The 19,612-nt window shown below is 30.8% G+C and carries 14 protein-coding genes, 1 riboswitch and 2 other annotated features; of the genes, 6 read left to right on the forward strand and 8 right to left on the reverse strand.

All coding sequences use genetic code 11. The features are described 5' to 3' along the window. Positions 1-111 precede the first annotated feature (111 nt). Positions 112-306: a binding site (T-box leader), on the reverse strand. 86 nt (positions 307-392) lie between these two features. After that, positions 393-590, reverse strand: a binding site (T-box leader). 240 nt (positions 591-830) lie between these two features. Continuing rightward, positions 831-2,264, reverse strand: a complete 1,434-nt coding sequence (locus tag BS101_RS09880; RefSeq protein ID WP_073538669.1) for a glutamate synthase subunit beta — start codon at positions 2,262-2,264, stop codon at positions 831-833. 10 nt (positions 2,265-2,274) lie between these two features. After that, positions 2,275-6,804: a glutamate synthase large subunit gene (gltB, locus tag BS101_RS09885; protein ID WP_073538670.1), complete on the reverse strand. Its 4,530-nt coding sequence runs from the start codon at positions 6,802-6,804 to the stop codon at positions 2,275-2,277. Between the two features lie 489 nt (positions 6,805-7,293). On the opposite strand from gltB, the gene BS101_RS09890 reads away from it, so the two are divergent. Next, complete coding sequence (locus BS101_RS09890; protein WP_073538671.1) at positions 7,294-7,791, forward strand: hypothetical protein; 498 nt, start codon at positions 7,294-7,296, stop codon at positions 7,789-7,791. A 107-nt stretch (positions 7,792-7,898) separates the two neighbouring features. Then, positions 7,899-8,477: a TIGR00730 family Rossman fold protein gene (locus tag BS101_RS09895; RefSeq protein WP_073538672.1), complete on the forward strand. Its 579-nt coding sequence runs from the start codon at positions 7,899-7,901 to the stop codon at positions 8,475-8,477. A 61-nt stretch (positions 8,478-8,538) separates the two neighbouring features. On the opposite strand, the gene panD is transcribed toward BS101_RS09895, so the two are convergent. Continuing rightward, positions 8,539-8,922, reverse strand: a complete 384-nt coding sequence (gene panD, locus BS101_RS09900; RefSeq protein WP_073538673.1) for an aspartate 1-decarboxylase — start codon at positions 8,920-8,922, stop codon at positions 8,539-8,541. A gap of 270 nt (positions 8,923-9,192) precedes the next feature. Here panD and BS101_RS09905 point away from each other — a divergent pair, with 270 nt between their 5' ends. Then, positions 9,193-9,984 (forward strand): GDSL-type esterase/lipase family protein, encoded by a 792-nt coding sequence (locus BS101_RS09905; RefSeq protein ID WP_073538674.1) that lies wholly within the window; start codon positions 9,193-9,195, stop codon positions 9,982-9,984. Positions 9,985-10,010: 26 nt separating this feature from the next. On the opposite strand, the gene ndk is transcribed toward BS101_RS09905, so the two are convergent. The 4 genes from ndk to BS101_RS09925 all read right to left on the reverse strand — a co-directional run bounded on the left by ndk (position 10,011) and on the right by BS101_RS09925 (position 12,097). After that, positions 10,011-10,418 carry a nucleoside-diphosphate kinase gene (gene ndk, locus BS101_RS09910; protein ID WP_073538675.1) on the reverse strand — a complete coding sequence of 136 codons (408 nt, stop codon included), beginning with the start codon at positions 10,416-10,418 and terminating at the stop codon, positions 10,011-10,013. Between the two features lie 279 nt (positions 10,419-10,697). Next, positions 10,698-10,943, reverse strand: a complete 246-nt coding sequence (locus tag BS101_RS09915) for a hypothetical protein (RefSeq protein ID WP_073538676.1) — start codon at positions 10,941-10,943, stop codon at positions 10,698-10,700. A 150-nt stretch (positions 10,944-11,093) separates the two neighbouring features. After that, positions 11,094-11,486 (reverse strand): hypothetical protein, encoded by a 393-nt coding sequence (locus tag BS101_RS09920; protein ID WP_073538677.1) that lies wholly within the window; start codon positions 11,484-11,486, stop codon positions 11,094-11,096. Between the two features lie 149 nt (positions 11,487-11,635). Beyond that, entirely contained in the window at positions 11,636-12,097 is a 462-nt protein-coding gene (locus tag BS101_RS09925) for a hypothetical protein (RefSeq protein ID WP_073538678.1), read from the reverse strand. Between the two features lie 553 nt (positions 12,098-12,650). Here BS101_RS09925 and BS101_RS09930 point away from each other — a divergent pair. The 3 genes from BS101_RS09930 (at position 12,651) to metA (ending at position 18,257) form a co-directional block, all read left to right on the forward strand. Then, positions 12,651-14,819 carry a YhgE/Pip domain-containing protein gene (locus BS101_RS09930; protein WP_073538679.1) on the forward strand — a complete coding sequence of 723 codons (2,169 nt, stop codon included), beginning with the start codon at positions 12,651-12,653 and terminating at the stop codon, positions 14,817-14,819. Positions 14,820-14,839: 20 nt separating this feature from the next. Next, positions 14,840-17,005, forward strand: a complete 2,166-nt coding sequence (locus BS101_RS09935) for a YhgE/Pip domain-containing protein (protein ID WP_073538680.1) — start codon at positions 14,840-14,842, stop codon at positions 17,003-17,005. A 78-nt stretch (positions 17,006-17,083) separates the two neighbouring features. Next, positions 17,084-17,197: riboswitch (SAM riboswitch) on the forward strand. 145 nt (positions 17,198-17,342) lie between these two features. Next, on the forward strand, positions 17,343-18,257 hold the full coding sequence (gene metA, locus BS101_RS09940; RefSeq protein ID WP_073538681.1) for a homoserine O-acetyltransferase MetA: 915 nt from the start codon (positions 17,343-17,345) through the stop codon (positions 18,255-18,257). A gap of 85 nt (positions 18,258-18,342) precedes the next feature. On the opposite strand, the gene BS101_RS09945 is transcribed toward metA, so the two are convergent. Beyond that, positions 18,343-19,521: a trans-sulfuration enzyme family protein gene (locus BS101_RS09945; protein WP_073541244.1), complete on the reverse strand. Its 1,179-nt coding sequence runs from the start codon at positions 19,519-19,521 to the stop codon at positions 18,343-18,345. Positions 19,522-19,612 lie beyond the last annotated feature (91 nt).

A 19,612-nucleotide genomic window follows, 5' to 3' on the forward strand; every position in this document is an offset into this window, starting at 1 on the left:
GGTCATCTCTCCTTGTAAATTTAATTTGATATTTTTAGTAAATTCTATGTAGTGAATATTAATAGCAGATTGTAGTTAATATGCTTTTTAAGTACAAAAAAACAGACCTCTTCATGGGGCGAGAAGTCTGTCCGCGGTACCACCCAAATTTTACTCAATTAAATAACGACACATGCCGGCACGACTTACTAAATTTCAGTCTACAGCTTAAGGGTGAGTTTCAGTATAAAGTATCTATGGCTTTTCACCAATTGCCACTCTCTTTAAAATACTTATAAACCTACTTGCCCCTATCATAGCTTTTATACACCCAATTATAATATTTTTAAACATCAATAATATTGCAGTAAATATTCTTTATTATTAAAACAAACATAAAAAAACAGGCTTCCTTATGAGGCGAGAAGTCTGTTCGCGGTACCACCCAAATTTATTACTTAATTTAATAACGATTCATATCGGCACAGCCTACTACTATTTCAGCCTGCAACTCAAGGGCGAGTTCAACACAACATGCCTATGGGATTTCACCAATTCCCACTCTCTTTAAAACACTCTCTATATCTACTGTTCCCTATCATAGTTTTTACTATTTAAATATGAACTAAGTATAATATAAATCAATTTACATGTCAATAGATTTTTTAAATTTTTATATAATTCTATACATTAAAATATTGTTAAAGAGAAAATAGCAAACTCACTTCATGTGGTATTTAGCCTACATAAAGTGAGTTTCCTTGAAATAGCTGCACAATCAACATCAAGCACTATAATTTAAAATCAAATATATATTGTGAATTGTGAATCGTGAATTGTGAATTAATTCACTATCCCCTTAAAGATGTTTCTCCCATTAAATATTCGTCCACACTTTTTGCTACTTTTCTTCCATCATTTAATGCCCATACTACAAGAGACTGTCCCCGTCTCATATCACCAGCTACAAATATTCCCTCTTTTTCAGTCATATAATTTTCATCAGCTATTACATTTCCCCTGGCATCAAATTTTACTCCAAGTTCTTCCAACAGCCCTTCATGTTGAGGATGAAGGAATCCCATAGCTAAAAGAACCATATCCACTGGCTGTTGAAACTCCGTGCCAGGAACTTCCTCCATTATCATCCTGCCATTGTCATTTTTCCATTGAACCTTTACGCCTTCAAGAGCTTTTAATACTCCCTTTTCCCCTATGAACTTTTTAGTGCTTACACACCACTCTCTAATACATCCTTCTTCGTGAGAAGTTGTTACTTTAAGAGTTTTAGGGAATATTGGCCAAGGCATTTTGTCATCTCTCTCCACTGGAGGTTTTGGCATAACTTCATATTGATAAACAGCTTTGGCCCCTTGTCTTATGGAAGTACCTATACAATCCGATCCTGTATCTCCTCCACCGATAACTACTACTATTTTCCCTTCTGCAGTTACACTTTTCCCCTTAATGGATTTTTTTGACACTCTTTTATTCTGCTGCTTTAAAAAATCCACTGCAAAATATACCCCTTCAAGTTCTCTTCCTTCAATATTAAGATTCCTTGGAATAGTAGAACCTCCTGTTAAAACTACTGCATCAAAATTTTTCAAAAGTTCACAGGTAGAGTAATTTACTCCCACATTGGTATTGGTTTTAAAAACTATTCCCTCTTCTTTCATTATATTTATTCTTCTAGCTACCACATATTTTTCCAGTTTAAAATCAGGAATACCATACCTTAGTAATCCCCCTGGCTCATCCTCTCTTTCAAATACAGTAACACTATGACCTACAGAGTTAAGTTCTGCAGCTGCAGCAAGCCCAGAAGGTCCTGAACCTATTACAGCTATACATTTCCCCGTTCTTACCTTTGGAAGAACAGGTTGTACCCAGCCTTTCTCAAAAGCTTTTTCTATTATATTAAGCTCTATTTCCCTCACTGATATAGGTTCTCTGTTTACTCCAAGAGTACAAGAGCCTTCACAGAGCGCAGGACATATCCTTCCTGTAAATTCTGGAAAAGTATTGGTAAGGGAAAGTCTCTCAAATGCTTTTTTCCATTCACCTTTATATATGAAATCATTCCAATCTGGAATTAAATTTTGAATAGGACACGCCCAATTGCAAAAAGGAGTGCCACAATCCATACATCTTGCTGACTGTAAATTCAATTTATCCTCTGGAAATTTATAATATACTTCCTTATAATCTTTAATTCTTTCTTCTACTGCCCTCTTCTTTGGATTTTCTCTTTCATATTCTTTAAAACCAGTTAATTTTCCCATAATATACCTCCTACATATTAGAAGCAGCAGCTGCTTCTGATTTTTGTTGTTCAAGTATAAGTTTATATGCAGTAGGTATTACTTTCTTAAATTTGGTTTTATAAGTATTCCATTGATTAAGAATTTTTTCAGCCTTTGCACTATCTGTATATTTATAATGTTCCTTCAACAGACTATCTATCATTTCCATATCGTCACTATCTAAATTCTCCTGAATTTCTACCATTTCCATGTTGCATTTATCATTGAAAGAATTATCTTCATCCAGTACATAGGCTATACCGCCACTCATACCAGCTGCAAAATTTCTACCCATTTTACCTATAATAACTACTACTCCTCCAGTCATATATTCACAGCCGTGATCTCCAACACCTTCCACTACTGCCAAGGCCCCACTATTTCTTACAGCAAATCTTTCTCCTACACTTCCATTTAAGAACAGCTTTCCAGATGTAGCTCCATATAGAATAGTATTTCCCGCTATAATATTATTTTCTTCTACAAAAGTTGCTTCTTCTGGAGTTTTAATAATAACTTTACCTCCTGATAGTCCTTTGCCCACATAATCGTTGGCATCACCTTCCAATGTCAAAGTAAGTCCACGTACTCCAAAAGCACCAAAGCTTTGTCCTGCAGAGCCTTTAAAATTTATTGTAATAGTATCTTCAGGTAGTCCAACACTTCCATACTTTTTAGCAATTGTACCACTTAACATTATACCTACTGAACGATTTACATTTTTTATCTCCATGTTAATATCAACTTTAGATTTATCTGCTATTGCTTTCTTTGACATTTCAATAAGTTTATAGTCTAGTGCTTCACTAAGCCCATGATCCTGAGGTATTACACAATAAGATTTAATTCTCTTTGGCATATATGGTTTATACAAAATTGAAGATAAATCCAGTCCCTTGGCTTTCCAATGGTCAATAGCATCCTTTGTTTCTACCATATCTACCCTTCCAACCATTTCATTTACTGTTCTAAAACCAAGTTTAGCCATATATTCTCTTACTTCTTGTGCAATAAAAGTAAGGAAATTTATTATATATTCAGGTTTACCTTTAAAATTCTTTCTAAGTTCCGGATCCTGCGTAGCTATACCCATGTCACAGGTATTTTTATGACATTTTCTAAGCATAGTACATCCCATTACTACAAGAGCTGTAGTTGCAAATCCAAACTCTTCTGCTCCAAGCAGGGCTGCAATAATTACATCTCTTCCGGTCTTTAACTGTCCATCAGTTTGAATCCTCACCCTGCTTCTTAAATCATTTAATAAAAGTACCTGCTGGGTTTCTGATAGCCCAAGTTCCCAAGGTATTCCCGCATGTTTAATAGATGAAATTGGTGATGCCCCTGTGCCACCATCATGTCCACTTATTAATATCAAATCTGCATGAGCCTTTGCCACTCCTGCGGCAATTGTTCCTACCCCTACCTCTGAAACCAATTTAACACTGACACTTGCTTGGGGGTTTACATTTTTCAAATCATATATAAGCTGTGCCAAATCCTCTATGGAATAAATATCATGATGAGGAGGTGGCGAAATAAGATCTATTCCAGGCGTTGAGTGTCTCGTCTTTGCAATATATTTATCTACTTTTCTCCCTGGAAGCTGTCCACCTTCACCTGGTTTTGCCCCTTGAGCCATTTTAATTTGAAGTTCATCTGCATTAACTAAGTATTCAGTAGTTACTCCAAAACGTGCTGAAGCCACTTGTTTTATAGCACTTCTTTTGGAATCACCATTAGGTTCAAGTATATACCTTTCAGGATCTTCTCCACCTTCTCCTGTATTACTTCTTCCCCCTATTCTATTCATAGCTATAGCTATGGTTTCATGAGCTTCCTTACTTATAGACCCAAAAGACATAGCTCCAGTACAAAATCTTTTAAGTATTTCACTTGTTGGTTCAACTTCTTCTATTGGAATTTCTTTTCCTTTTTTAAGTTTAAATAGTCCTCTTATTGTACATAAATGCTCATCTTGATTATTTATTATATCTGCATATTCCTTATAAAGTCCATAGTTATTGGTTCTAGATGCAACTTGAAGCTTATATATGGTATCAGGGTTAAAGAGGTGAAATTCCCCTCCTTTTCTCCATGAATAATTACCCCCTACATCCAGCTGAGAAACAGGTTTTCTTATTTTATTAAATGCATTGTTATGTCTTGTAAGTACTTCCTGAGCTATTACGTCAATGCCAACTCCCCCTATTCTAGAAGGCATTCCTTCAAAATACTTATCTATAAACTCTGAATCCAGTCCTATAGCCTCAAATATCTGTGCCCCATGATAACTTTGGAGAGGAGATATACCCATTTTTGATAAAACTTTAAGTATACCCTTATTTACAGCTTTAATGTAATTTTTCTTTGCCTCCTCCGGTGTAATATCCTTCATATCACCATCTTTTATCATCTGATCTATAGTCTGATATACCAGATAAGGGTTAACTGCTGAAGCACCACAGCCTACAAGTAGTGCAAAATGCATAGTTTCTCTTGCTTCTCCTGTTTCTACTATAATTGAAACCTTTGTACGACTCTTTTCCCTGATAAGGTGATGTTGTACAGCTGACACTGCCAGAAGGCTTGGTATAGCCGCTTCATAGGAATCTACATTCTTATCGCTGAGCACTAGTATATTGTAGCCTTCCTTTATTCTCTTTGACGCCCTCTCACAAATCTTTTTAAGAGCTTCTTTAAATCCCTCTATTCCCATATCATATTTAAAAGTGATAGGTACCGTTGTAGTCTTGAAATTTTTATCTCTTAAACTCTTTATTTTTGATATTTCCTCATCTGTTAGTGTAGGACTGTATATTTCTATAAAAGGATCAATTGAAATTTCAGTATTTAATACATTTGCCTGAGTAGAACCTATATAATTAAAAAGTGACATTACAAGTCTTTCCCTCATAGGGTCTATAGGAGGATTAGTTACCTGGGCAAAAAGTTGTTTAAAATAAGAAAATAATAACTGACTTTTATTTGAAAGCACTGCAAAAGGTGCATCATTTCCCATAGAACCCACTGGCTCTTTACCATCCTTTGACATAGGCTCTATTATTCTCTTTAAATCTTCAATAGTATATCCAAAAGCTTGTTGTTTTTCCTTTAATACATCAGGAGTTATTTCCTCTTTTTCCTTAACAGAACTGAACATGTCAAGGGTAAACCTTAGCTTTTTCAATATTTCCCCATAAGGCTTCATTTTACATATTTTTTCTTTCAATTCCTTATCCTTAATGATTTTTCCCTTTTCAGTGTCTACAACAAACATTTCTCCTGGTTTTAGTTTTCCTTTTTCTGCTATATCACTTTCTTTAAATTCAAGTACTCCAACTTCCGATGCCATTACCACCAGTCCACTTTTTGTCACTATATATCTTGCAGGCCTCAAGCCATTTCTATCTAAGGTAGCACCTACTTGTATACCATCAGAAAAAGAAACCGCAGCAGGTCCGTCCCATGCCTCTATTAATGAACCATGATATTCATAAAAATCCTTTTTGTACTGTTCCATATGATGGTTTCCAAGCCATGCTTCCGGTATAAGCAGCATAAGTGCATGTGAAAGAGACCTTCCATCTTGATATAACAATTCCAGTGCATTATCAAGAGAAGCAGAATCACTACTCTGGGAATCCACTATTGGAAAAAGCTTCTGTATATCCTTCCCAAAAGTATCAGATTTAAGTACACCTTCACGCGCCTTCATCCAGTTCCTATTTCCTCTTATGGTATTTATCTCTCCATTATGGCCAAGATATCTAAAAGGTTGTGCCAAATCCCAGGTAGGGAAAGTATTGGTACTATACCTTTGATGTACCAGTGCAATAGCACTCTTAAAATTTATATCATTTAAATCAATATAAAACCTTTTTATTTGTTCTGCCAGTAATAATCCTTTATAAACTATAGTTCTACTTGAAAGGCTGCATATATAAAAGGATTTTACTGTATCGCCAAGAAGTTTTCCTACTTCATTTTCCACTCTTTTTCTAATTACATATAATTTTCTTTCAAATGCATTTTGATCTTTTAAATTTTTTCCTATAAATATCTGTCTTATAATAGGCTCTGTGCCTTTTGCTGTTTCTCCTATACTCCTATTGTCAGTTGGAACATCTCTCCATCCTAATACCTTTTGTCCTTCCTCTTCTGTCACTCTTTCAAGTATTCCTTCACACTGCAGTCTTAAAGCGGTTTCTTTAGGAAAAAACACCATTCCAACAGCATACTCTCCAGACTTCGGTAATTCCATTCCCAAATTGTCACAGCTTATTCTAAAAAATTCATCTGGAATTTGAACAAGTATGCCTGCCCCATCTCCAGTTTTAGTATCAGAACCTACTGCCCCTCTGTGAGTTAAATTAACTAAAATTTGAATACCTTTTTTTACAATATCATGGGTTTTTTCACCTTTTATACTGGCTATAAAACCCACTCCACAAGAATCCTTCTCATATTCAGGATCATAAAGCCCTTGTTTTGAAGGAAATCCCAAACTATAATTCATATCGTCAGCCCCTATCTAAAAAACTTTTGAATAAAAATGCATTTCTCTAAGCCCCAGAAATGCACCTCAAACCTATTCTTCTTTATTATCAATAAATACAATAATATCTTTAAATTTTAATTACCTCACATTAAAGCTATCATAAATTTATTAATATTTTAATAATGATTTTATCACATTTTTTTATACTATGCAAGTTTTATAAATTATAATTTCACTTTTTTATACAAATTATTTAGTGTCTCAAATCATTTATTTGCACAGAAGTTTTTATTCTTCTACTATTATATATATATTTATGTTATAATAATAAATAGTGGTTAATTTGCCCTCAAAAATAAATATAAAAATTCTAAATGAAAAGTAGTATATTCTTGTTATTTATGCAAAAATCTATAAATTTAAAACTTTAGCTTTAATATATAATCTGTATTGATATACCGCCATTAAAAGGTGGTTTTTTATATATAAATAAAAAGGAGATATGATATGTATAAAAAAAATTATAAAATGAAAAAAACAATATCAATGAAAATGTTCATTGCTGAATTTGGAAAAAACTTTTCAGAACATATGAAAAAAAGGTTGATGGAACTAGATGTAAGATGTGTGTTAACTAGAAAGGAATATGAGAATGTACTTGATTTTAAACACGTTGAACACACTATGTTTGACTGCACCCTAGACTCCACTTCAGAACCTTGTCAAAAAGAATATGCTTATGGTCAGCTTATTGTAGTTGAAGATATATTGTATTTTTCAGAAAAATGCATAGAAAACGATAAGGTTATGCAATCCCCTATTGTAAATGAAATCTATAATTCTTTAGACAGCAAGGATATGATAGTTTTCAATGATACCAACGCAAAAAAAATTGATGACACAAATATTGATTACGTTATTGATACCATGCTCACAGTCTATCCTGAAGTATCTCAGAAATATAAAGACATTATAAAACATATGAGCTTATATGATGACAAATAATAATTTAATAAAAACTGTTGTAAGTTTATTAAGGACTTATTCATATAATATAAATAAAAAATAAGTAATATTGAAGTTTAAAAATGCATTTCAGGAGGTTTATATAAATGAAAACAATATGTGTTTATTCTGGTTCTAATCCCGGTTTACACCCAGAATACCAAAGAAATGCCAGACTCCTTGGCAAAATATTAGTTGAAAATAAAATAGAATTAATATATGGTGGTTCAAGCGCAGGACTTATGGGAGAAATATCAAAAGAAGTTTTAAAAAATAACGGAAAAGTTACAGGGGTTATCCCAAGAGGACTTTTCTCAGGTGAATCAGTTCATAAAAGCTTAACCAGACTTATTGAAGTTAAAGATATGCATGAAAGAAAAAAAGTTATGTCTGATTTATCTGATGGATTTATAGCCCTTCCTGGAGGCCTTGGCACTTATGAAGAGTTATTTGAAGTTCTCAGCTGGGCTCAACTTGGCATTCATAAGAAACCTATCGGATTGTTAAATGTATTAAACTATTTTAACCCTCTTATGACTATGCTTAATACTACCTGTATAGAAGGTTTCATGAACCAATCCAGCTTAAAAATTATTTCAATATCGGACAACCCTCTCTCATTAATAGAAAAAATGAAAAATTATACTCCTCCTATAATGAAAACTAAATGGCGTGAGTTATCTTAAAATTAAATGAATGCAAAAAATTAAGCCTACTTAAATAAAGAGGCTTAATTTTATCCAATTATCATTTTACTTGTCCGTGTTTTTCATAATCAGTTATTTGAAAAATCGAGTTATTTTCATCTAAAAATACCACTATGGGTTTATGAGTTTTAGCCTCTTCTTCATCCATTTGACAATAAGTCATTAAAATAACCTTATCTCCTGGCTGTACATATCTTGCAGCAGCTCCATTTAAACAGATTACCTTACTTCCTTTTTCCCCTGCTATAACATAAGTTTCAAGTCTGTTTCCATTATTTATATCCACAACTTGAATCTTTTCATACTCAATTATGTGGGCACTTTCCATAAGCTCTCTATCAATTGTTATACTTCCTACATAATTAAGATTTGCTTCCGTAACAGTAGCTCTATGGATTTTAGACTTCAGCATATTTAACTGCATTGTTTTCCTCCCATAAAATAAAGTGTAGTTCAAACTTGATACTACCCAGCTTATTTTAACATATACAAGGCATATATTCAAAAATATATTTAAAAACAACAAATTTTTTATTAATATCTGATTTTCCTTGTAATTTTTATATATTTTTTAAACAATTTTTTCAATAACATGTTATTCTAGTTATATGATTAAATTTATAGAAGTATATTTATTTAAATTTTATAAAAAATAAATATATAAATTAAAAAATTGAAGTAGGAGAGATACTATATGAAAATCAAAAAAATTTCAACATTAACTATATTCACCCTGATATTATTAATTATTTTAGTAAACTGTAAAGAACATATTGATAAAATATATACACCTTTCAGCTCCACATCTTCAAATTCAAATTCCAGTTATTTAAATAATACCGCCACATCTTCAAATTCAAAAGACATGGCGGAAATGGCCAATATAAATTTGAGTACTGATATATATCAACAATATTACATAAACAGAGTAACCACTTTTATGAATACATATAGCGGGCATGGAAAAATAATATTCTTAGGAGATAGCTTGACAGACATTGCTGAATGGAATGAACTATTGAATAATCCCAATGTATTAAATCGAGGTATAAGTTATGATACAACTTCTGGTGCATTAAATAGAATAAGTGAAATAACAAGATTAAAACCCAGCAAAATTTTTATTATGCTTGGAATAAATGATATAGGCAAAGGGTTAACATCAAGAAATATAATAAGTAACTACTCTAAAATACTGGAAAGCATAAAAGAGAATTCCCCCAACACCACCATATATATTCAGAGCGTATTACCTATAAATAAGGATTTATTTAAAACTACTACAAATAGTAAAGAAATAATAGAGCTAAACAATTCTTTAAAAGAACTTTGCAAAAATTTTGATATTAAATATATAGACTTATACTCTCTTTTTACTTTACCTAATGAAAATAAACTTTACAAGGAATATACAGTAGATGGACTACATATAAACGGAAAAGGATATATAGTATGGAGGGATGCAGTTAAAGATTACTGTAAATAAAACAGTGTAAATAATTTTTCTTAAAGTTAACTTCTATCAGAAAACCATATTTCTATTTCACGTACTGCACTCTCTACACTATCGGAGGAATGAACTGCATTTTCAGATTTTGATAGTGCAAACTTTCCTCTTATAGTCCCTACATCTGCATCTTTGGGATCTGTAGCTCCATTTATCTTTCGAACTACTTCTACTGCATTGTCTGATTCTATAATTAAAGCACAGACTTCACCGCGTGTAATAAAATTAATCAATTCTTCAAAAAAGGGCTTACCTTTATGTTCATTATAATGCTTTTTGGCTATATCTATAGTTGGCTTTACTATCTTTAAAGCAGCTATATGTAAACCTTTTTTTTCATAAACAGATATTATCTCACCCATTAATTTTCTTTCCATGGCATCTGGTTTTATAAGAACCAATGTCCTTTCCATATATATCACTTCCTTCTATTTTTTATCAAGTAATTCTTAGGTTCAGGTGGAGTTTGCTGCAGGAACTGCTTATCTCCATCTGAACCTTAGAAGAACTTATCCAGGCGCGCAGCAGTGCTTATCTCCCACTTTGAAGAAGATGGGAGTATTAGCTAATTCTAGCGTTCGGATAAAATATTCATTAAAATCCATCATATTAAATACTTTATCAATTTATGATAAAGTATTATAAATATAATGGATTCATTTATAAATTTGGATAGTAAAATTAATCAGTTACTATTTATTTTTATTTTGTCTTGATTGTTGATTTAACTTTTTAGTTTCTTCCAAATTATTTACACTATTAGTAAAACCTGTGGAATTACTTTTTTCCCTTGACTGCTGATTTAATTGTCTGGTTTCTTGAATGTTTGAACCATTATTCGCCAAAGAATTCATAGAATTTGATGCATTTGCTTTTTTATTTCTAGATTGTTGATTTAATTGTCTGGCTTCCTGTAAATTCTTATCATTAATATTCATACTTTTATTCTCCTCCCATATTACAAATCTATAGTCTGACACTTTGAAATTACGTTTATATCTTGCCACTATTCTTTTTCATTTATACTGTAATATAATTCACATATTATTTTTTAATACAAGAGAAGAATACATTTAAAATTTAATATATCAATTGTCTAACATCAGCAAATATTCAAAGGCTTCATCTACATAACGATTATATGCATCACTATTATTAAGAACATACACTCCTGATTTCTTAGTATGACTTCCTTCACAATATCTAATTTTATATTTATTTTTATGAACAGATACATTTATACTTTTACCATTATTAGAGCTCAATTCAAATTTTTCTCCAGTAATATCCCATTTTATAACATTGCCATAAACTTTAACAGTATTTTCATTTTCATTAACTTCTACAGTAGAATTTTTTACAGAATACTTGTCTAGTACACCTTTCATATCAGCTGCAAAGTTATTAATTGCACTTAGTGCCTTTTCACTGTCAATTGTTTTACTGCATAATTCATAAATATACTTTTCTTTCCAATCCATCAGCAAACATCCCCCATATTTTTGTTTTAATTAAATTATATAATCTTTTCTTCAATATTGGAATAAAATAATATAATTTATTTTTTTATTTATATTATATGTTTAATATGTACTGACTTAAGATTAAAAAGTAAAACTTTTTTACATAATTACTGTTCTTTATTTGTTTCTCCTATATCTTTGTTTTCATCCTGCTTTTCTACTTCTGTGTCCTTCTCACCTTCTACATCTTCTACCTCATTTACATCTATGACTTCTTGTTCTTTAATGTCCTCCTGTGAATTATCGTCACAATTATATGATTCACCAAAAATTTTTGAAAGTTTTTTATTAATTATACCTATACCTATTAGAATACATACAATTCCTCCATATAGACCAATAAATTGAAATATTCCCGGCAATAATTGAGACGGCACTAATTGCCCAAGTACAACATTTGCAGAATATCCTTGAGCCACATATTGATTTACAGTTTTTCTAAATAATATAATATCATTTACTAATAATGCTATTCCAACTAGCAGCGTCACCAAAGCAGCAATATAAAAAGCAGTCCAGCTGGAAAACTTACTTGATTTTTTAGATACTCTCTTACTTTCAAATTTCATAATAATTTTTCTCCATTTCCGCCAAAAAGGCTTTTATAATAATTTTATAATAATGAATATTATTACATACTACTAAATAGTTATTACACCTATGTGTCAATATTGTTAACAATTTATAACCAGTAACACAATCACATCAATAACTCTTAGTATTATATATTATATCACATAATCCATAAATTATATGAGTTTCCTATGAGAGGAATTTTTAACACCACCCTATCCTCAACTATCCTTTTAATATCTGCCATCAAAGAGCATATTCTTTTTTATCTAAACTTGTAATAATTAAAACCATTAATACACAAAATAACACTAATATATAATATATCTGAAAAATTAATAAATTTTGCATATAATTCTTTAAAAACTATCTTTTAGATCAAGTGATTTTTAGATTTAAATTTATTGACACAAGTACAAAAAAGATGTTTAATTATATTACTGACTAGTCAGTAATATAATTAATCCAAAGGGATGAAGATATGCATTTTTGATAAGCGAACTCCATCTGAACCATCCTATTACCTAGAGTTTACAGGAGTGTTGAAATATGATAAAAAACATTATAAAAATATTCAAAAGAGATATGAAAAGCATAATAAAAAATCCAATAGCACTTCTTATTATTACAGGTGTTTGTATCATACCTTCCTTATATGCATGGATTAATATAAAAGCCGTTTGGGACCCTTATGCAGAAGTAAGAACCCGTAATATTCCTGTAGCTATAGTTAATAATGATAATGGTACAAGTTTTAGAGGTGAAAATATAAACGCCGGAAATAATATTGTTAACAATTTAAAAAATAACCATAAAATAGGATGGAAATTTGTCAATTCTAAAAAAGCCAATATAGGCATTTTAAACGGAACTTATTATGCAATGATAGAAATTCCCAAAGATTTTTCTTCCCGCCTTGTAAGTATAACCTCTGATAATCCTAAAAAACCAGAAATTGTTTATAAGGTAAATACAAAGAGCAGTCCTCTTATATCCAAAATAACCAGTTCTGCTAAAGATACCTTATTGGATTCAATAAAATCTAATTTTGTATACTCTGTTAATAAAACCATTTTCTCCTTTTTAAATACTATTGGAGAAGATGCAGATAAAAATAAAGAAGATATTATAAATTTAAAAGATAACATTATAAAATTAAATGACAATATGGATCTTATAACCTATGTTCTTGGAAATATAAAGAACAGTTCAAGTAACTTAACTCCAATACTAAATGAAATAAAAACTACTTTTCCTTTGATGAATTCAGGAATAAACATTTTATCAGAAAACAATGATAACAATAAAGACTTTATAAACTCTCTTCAGCCTTCACTAAATAATACTTTTGATAATATTGCTATAAACCTTGAGAATGCCAAAGGTGATATTTATAGAACTGAAGCTTTAATAGAAAATTTGAATTCTTTAATTACAGAGTCAAATTCTTCAAGTATAAATTCTACTGTAGACAAAATTGGCTATGAAATTGACATATTAATCAATGAGATTGACCCCATTATTGATTTCCTTGAAAAGATCAATGATTTTAAAAGCAATACCAAAATATCGGATCTGTTAAAGTCTTTAAATACTATACAGAAATCCTTAAAAAATGAAAAAAATAATATAAAGAGCCTACAAAATGAACTTACTAATACTAATCAAATTAATGAAGATATACTAAATTCTATGTCACATAACATAACAAATCTAAAAGTCCAACTAATAGATGCTCAAAATGAATATAACAAAAACACAAGAAATGCATTAAATTCAATAGCTAAAGAAATTACTGACTATACAGATAATACTTCTTCAATACTAAAATCTGTTCAGGATTTTAACAAACAGGGCGATAATGCCATGGATACTTTAATTCATGGAAGTGAATTAGTTGCTGCTGAATCTGGCAAATTGAACAGTAGATTACTTCAGTTTAAAGACAATATAAATAAATTAAGCAATGAATTAAAACTGGTTACAAACAACGATATAATACAAATAATTACTATATTGCAGAACAATCCTGAATTAATGGGGGATTTTATATCAAGTCCTTTTAATGTAAAGGAAGAAAATATATATACCGTTTCTAACTTTGGTTCATCCATGGCCCCTATGTATACGGCTCTTGCCATGTGGGTAGGTTCCATTATGCTTGTAACACTATTAAGAGTAGATGTGACCCCCTTTGAGGGAAGTGGTAACCTTACTTTAAAAGAAAAATATTTAGGCAAATTGCTGACTTTTATAGCTTTAGGTGCAATACAAGGTATTATAGTTACACTGGGAGACAAATTTTTATTACAGGTTCAAATGGTAAATGTTTTTCTCATGATAATGGTTGCACTTGTTTCAGCCATTACATTTACAGTAATAGTATATACATTGGTATCTATACTAGGTAACTTCGGAAGAGCTATTTCTATTATTTTTCTCATAATACAGATAGCAGGGAGCGGTGCCACTTATCCTATACAGCTTCAATTATTGATCTTTAGAATACTACAGCCTCTATTTCCATTTACTTATTCTGTTAGTGGTTTTAGAGAGGCTGTTGCAGGTCCCCTTATATCAACTGTAGTTTTAGATTTTGTAGTATTAATTTTAATTTCAATATTTTTTATATTAATTGGCTTATTCCTTAAAGAGCCACTGCATAATAAAATTCATAAATTCCAAGTAAAATTCAAAGATTCAGGTATAGGAGAATAGGTCAGCTTTGGAGGTAGTATATGAAAACCATATTTAAAATTTTAAAAAGAGATTTAATCAATATAATAAAGAATCCCTCAGTATTTATAGTAATTTTAGGATTTTGTGTTTTACCCTCTCTCTATGCATGGATTAATATAAAAGCTTCTTGGAATCCCTATGCTGAAATCAACACCAGAAGACTTCCCATAGCTGTAATTAACAATGACAGCGGAAGTACCTTCAACAATAAAAATATAAACATAGGCAATGAAGTTGTTAAAGAGTTAAAAAAGAATACAACTCTTGACTGGGTATTCATAGATGAATGGCAGGGAAATTACGGATTGAATACGGGTAAATATTATGCATTAATTGAAATACCACAGGATTTTTCCAGTAAAATGCTAACCGTAACAACGCAAAGTCCTGAAAAGCCTAACATTATATATAGATCTAATGAAAAATTAAATGCTGTAGCCACTAAAATTACAGACTCTGCAAAAACCAATTTAATAAACAAAATAAAAAGTAATTTTATAAAAACAGCCAGCCAGGAGGTTTTTAAGGAATTAAACTCCTTAGGAAAAGATTTAGAAACAGATAAGCCCCAAATTATACAACTAAAGGATACTATTCCTGAAACTGTTTCTAGTATAAATGACATAAAAAAATACATATCAGAAATAAATACTAGTTCAGAAGAATTACAAAAATATTTAAACACACAAAAATCTGATTTTCCTAAGTTATTACAGCAAATAAATAGTGTTCAAAATATTTTGGCACAAAGCAAATTATTGGTTCTGTCTACCAAACAAACCTTAAATTCAACACAAAACAATTTAAACAATGATATAAATGAAATTCAATCTTTAAATAATCAGATACAGGATCTTTTAACAAATTTAAATAACATAAACAAAATAAATATTGGTTCGGATTTAAATATTACCGTAATAAACCAATTAATTAATCTGGATAACTCCCTCATTAAAAAAATTAACAACACCCTTGACATTCTGGATTTCATTAATGATTTTCTTCCGAATAAAGGTGCAAGTGAACTTATAGATTCACTTAATATACTAAAAAATTCAGTACAAACTGAAAAAACATATTTAAATAGATTAAAATCTTTAATTAACAGTAATTCCTCTGAAGATAACATTACCTCAGTTATAAATGAACTATCTAATTTAAGCAACCAAATATCTATGAATGTTGTCTCTGTATCCAACGCTTTTTATCTGGACACTTATCAGTCAATAGACATTGCCACAGACAACTTAACAAATAGTTTAAATAATATAGATTTTATACTGGAATCCACAAAAGTTCTTGTTCCACAACTAAATACTTTGGCCAATTCTGAAATATTAAGCAGTAAAGCTTCAGTTAGCCAGACTGATAACTTAAATAAGAAATTAGAAGATATTCAAAGTAAACTAAATGAATTAAGCTCTAAGATGGAAAATTTAAATGAAGAAAATTTAAATGAAATAATAGATTTTATGGAGAAAAACCCGGATGAACTTTCAAATTTACTCTCATCTCCCATAAATATAAAAAATGTTGAGGTTTATAATTCAGGACTATTTGGATATGCAGTAACTCCTTTTTATACCACACTGGCAATATGGGTAGGGGTACTACTATTGTCTTCTATATTATCTTTTCACTGCAAGGATTTTGACGATAACAAAAAACTGACAGTAACACATAAATATTTTGGAAAATTAGTCCTGTTTTTAATATTATCTTTCATACAAACTATTATTACTATACTAGGGGATGTTTATCTGATAAAAGTTTACCCTCAGAGTATGGGTCTTATGATATTGATATCATTGGCCTGCAGCATCACATTTACTATTATAATATATACACTGGCATCCATATTGGGAAATATAGGGAAAGCTATTGCGGTAATAATTATGGTTTTTCAAATTGCAGGGGCCGGAGGAATTTATCCTATAGAAACTCTTCCAAAAATATTTAGTACACTTGCACCTTTTTGGCCTTTCACTTATGCCATAAGAGGATTCAGGGAAGCCATTGGTGGCCCTCTATGGAAAGATGTATATAAAGATCTTATAGCAATGGCTGGTTTTTCCTGTGTATTTTTACTTTTATCCCTTTTAAAACGACCTTTGCATAATTTGATAGAAATTTCAGAGCACAAATTTAGAGAATCAGGTCTTTAAATGAAGTACTTTTCATTCGAAATAAGTTATTGACAAAAATAAACTTTTAGTATAGAATGTAATGTAAAATCAAATTAAATCTTATCAAGAGTGGTGGAGGGACTGGCCCTATGAAACCCGACAACCAACATTTCATTAAAATGTAAAAATGTATGGTGTCAATTCCAGCAGATTATTTCTGAGAGATAAGGAAAATAGTTTTAAATTAGTTTATTATAAAAGTTATTTTTCTTACAGAAAAATAACTTTTATTTATTTTAACTCCAAAATCGAAATTTGAATAATAAAATTTTTATTTGATTGCCACTAAAACTATTATAATTTAAGGAGGGATTTTATGCCAATAAATATACCTAATAATCTTCCAGCTTCTAAAGTATTAAAGGCTGAAAATATATTTGTTATGAATGAAAATCATGCAGTAAGACAAGATATAAGACCACTTAATATAATTATATTAAATTTAATGCCCCTTAAAACCGTTACTGAAATACAACTTTTAAGATTGCTAAGTAATTCACCTATACAAGTTGATATATCTTTAATGTATTTAAAATCTCATAATTCAAAAAATACTCCTGCGGAATACTTAATTAAATATTATGAAACCTTTGAAGAAATAAAAGACAAAAAATTCGATGGTATGATAATAACTGGTGCACCTGTAGAAAAATTCGAATTTGAAGATGTTGATTATTGGAAAGAATTAACTGAAATTATGGATTGGAGCACCCGAAATGTTTATTCCACTATGTATATATGCTGGGCCTCTCAGGCAGGACTTTACCATCACTTTAAAGTTCCAAAATATGCTCTGGAACAAAAAATATCCGGTATTTTCTCTCATACTTTAAACAAGGCCAATATTAAACTTTTTAGAGGTTTTGATGATGTATTTCATGCACCACATTCCAGGTATACCTTTGTAAAAAGAAATGATATTGAAAGAGTTCCTGAACTAAAAATAATTTCTGAATCCAAAGAAGCTGGTGTCTATATAGTAGCTACAAAAGGTGGTCGTCAGATCTTTATTGCTGGACATCCTGAATATGATACTTTAACATTAAAATCAGAATATGAAAGAGATATAGCACTAAATTTACCTATAGATGTACCCAAAAATTATTTTCCAGATGATAATCCAGATAAAATGCCTTTATCAAATTGGAAAAGCCATTCTAATCTGCTATTTTTAAACTGGCTTAATTATTATGTATATCAGGAAACACCTTATGATTTAAATAAACTCTAATAATATCTCATTATAATAAATAGGAGCAAGATTTATATAAAAATTAAATCTGCTCCTATTTATTATAATTATTATTTACCAATTACTATAATCCGCATTTTTTTAATGCCTGTTTTAAATCTGCTATAATGTCACTGGCACTTTCCAGTCCTATGCTAAATCTAATATATCCTTCTCTAAACTGCTCTGGATAAAAATTAATTCTCTCATCACTTGGTCCGGTATAGACAATCAAACTTTCGTCATGCCCTAATGAAACAGCCTGGGTAATCAATTCCAGTGAATTAATAAATTTATTGTGGGTATCTACATCTGCTTTAAGTGCAAAAGCAATTATTCCAGAATACATATTCATCTGTTTCTTGGCAATATCATGCTGTGGATGGCTTTCCAGTCCTGGGTATGCTGCAAACTTTACAACCGGATTGGACTCCAGAAATTCGGCAACCTCCAGTGCAGTATCACTATGCTGTTTCATACGCAGAGGTAGAGTTACAACTCCACGCATAATTAGCCATGCATTAAAAGGACTTATTGTCCCTCCAAGATTAACCATGGCCTCACGTTTTATCTTATCTATAAGTTCTTTTTTCCCGATTACTGCCCCTCCCATGGCATCTCCATGTCCATTTATATATTTTGTCAAACTATGTATGACAAGATCAGCTCCAAGCTGTAGAGGTCTTTGTAGAAATGGAGATGCAAAAGTGCTGTCAACACTCAATAGTGCTCCAATGGATTTTGCAATTTTAGATATTTCTTCAATATCACTTATTTTAGTAGTAGGATTTCCTGGAGTCTCAATATGAATCAGTTTTGTATTTGGCCTTATTGCTTTTTTTATCTTTTCCAAATTAGAAGTATCCACAAGACTTGTTTCTATGCCATATTTATCTGGAAGATATTCATTTAGCAATCTATATACTGCTATATATGAAACATTTGAACAAATCACATGAGATTCTTTATTTAAAAAAGAAAAAAACACTCCAGCCAGTGCAGATACACCGCTTGCAAGCACTACACAGTCCTCTCCCCCTTCAAGGGAAGCTAACTTTTCCTGAAGATAAACTTGATTGGCGGAAGTGTTTCTTGTATATAGTAATTGATCTGCATCACTCCAATTTATAGAAGATGCATCTTCAGGCAGTCTATAGCAATTTGCCATAGTTATAGGACGTCTTATAGCTCCTGTTTCCTTGTCAATTCCATTCCCTACATGAATACATTTTGTTATAAAATCAATATTGTTCTTATCAATCATTTTATACTTTTCCCTCCAATATTTTATGGATGCATAATGCTGCCCGGTATCCTCAGCATTATGCAATACTAATAATTATTCCTTTAAGGTA

Origin of the sequence: Clostridium kluyveri (genome assembly GCF_001902295.1) — a bacterium.
In the GTDB taxonomy this organism is placed as follows: Bacteria; Bacillota; Clostridia; order Clostridiales; family Clostridiaceae; genus Clostridium_B; species Clostridium_B kluyveri_B.

Coding starts and splice junctions, on each gene's coding strand:
- BS101_RS09925 (WP_073538678.1), bottom strand. CDS start 12,097: ATGAAATTTGAAAGTAAGAGAGTATCTAAAAAATCAAGTAAGTTTTCC.
- BS101_RS09915 (WP_073538676.1), bottom strand. CDS start 10,943: ATGAATATTAATGATAAGAATTTACAGGAAGCCAGACAATTAAATCAA.
- BS101_RS09905 (WP_073538674.1), top strand. CDS start 9,193: ATGAAAATCAAAAAAATTTCAACATTAACTATATTCACCCTGATATTA.
- BS101_RS09880 (WP_073538669.1), bottom strand. CDS start 2,264: ATGGGAAAATTAACTGGTTTTAAAGAATATGAAAGAGAAAATCCAAAG.
- gltB (WP_073538670.1), bottom strand. CDS start 6,804: ATGAATTATAGTTTGGGATTTCCTTCAAAACAAGGGCTTTATGATCCT.
- metA (WP_073538681.1), top strand. CDS start 17,343: ATGCCAATAAATATACCTAATAATCTTCCAGCTTCTAAAGTATTAAAG.
- ndk (WP_073538675.1), bottom strand. CDS start 10,418: ATGGAAAGGACATTGGTTCTTATAAAACCAGATGCCATGGAAAGAAAA.
- BS101_RS09930 (WP_073538679.1), top strand. CDS start 12,651: ATGATAAAAAACATTATAAAAATATTCAAAAGAGATATGAAAAGCATA.
- BS101_RS09895 (WP_073538672.1), top strand. CDS start 7,899: ATGAAAACAATATGTGTTTATTCTGGTTCTAATCCCGGTTTACACCCA.
- BS101_RS09935 (WP_073538680.1), top strand. CDS start 14,840: ATGAAAACCATATTTAAAATTTTAAAAAGAGATTTAATCAATATAATA.
- panD (WP_073538673.1), bottom strand. CDS start 8,922: ATGCAGTTAAATATGCTGAAGTCTAAAATCCATAGAGCTACTGTTACG.
- BS101_RS09890 (WP_073538671.1), top strand. CDS start 7,294: ATGTATAAAAAAAATTATAAAATGAAAAAAACAATATCAATGAAAATG.
- BS101_RS09920 (WP_073538677.1), bottom strand. CDS start 11,486: ATGGATTGGAAAGAAAAGTATATTTATGAATTATGCAGTAAAACAATT.
- BS101_RS09945 (WP_073541244.1), bottom strand. CDS start 19,521: ATGATTGATAAGAACAATATTGATTTTATAACAAAATGTATTCATGTA.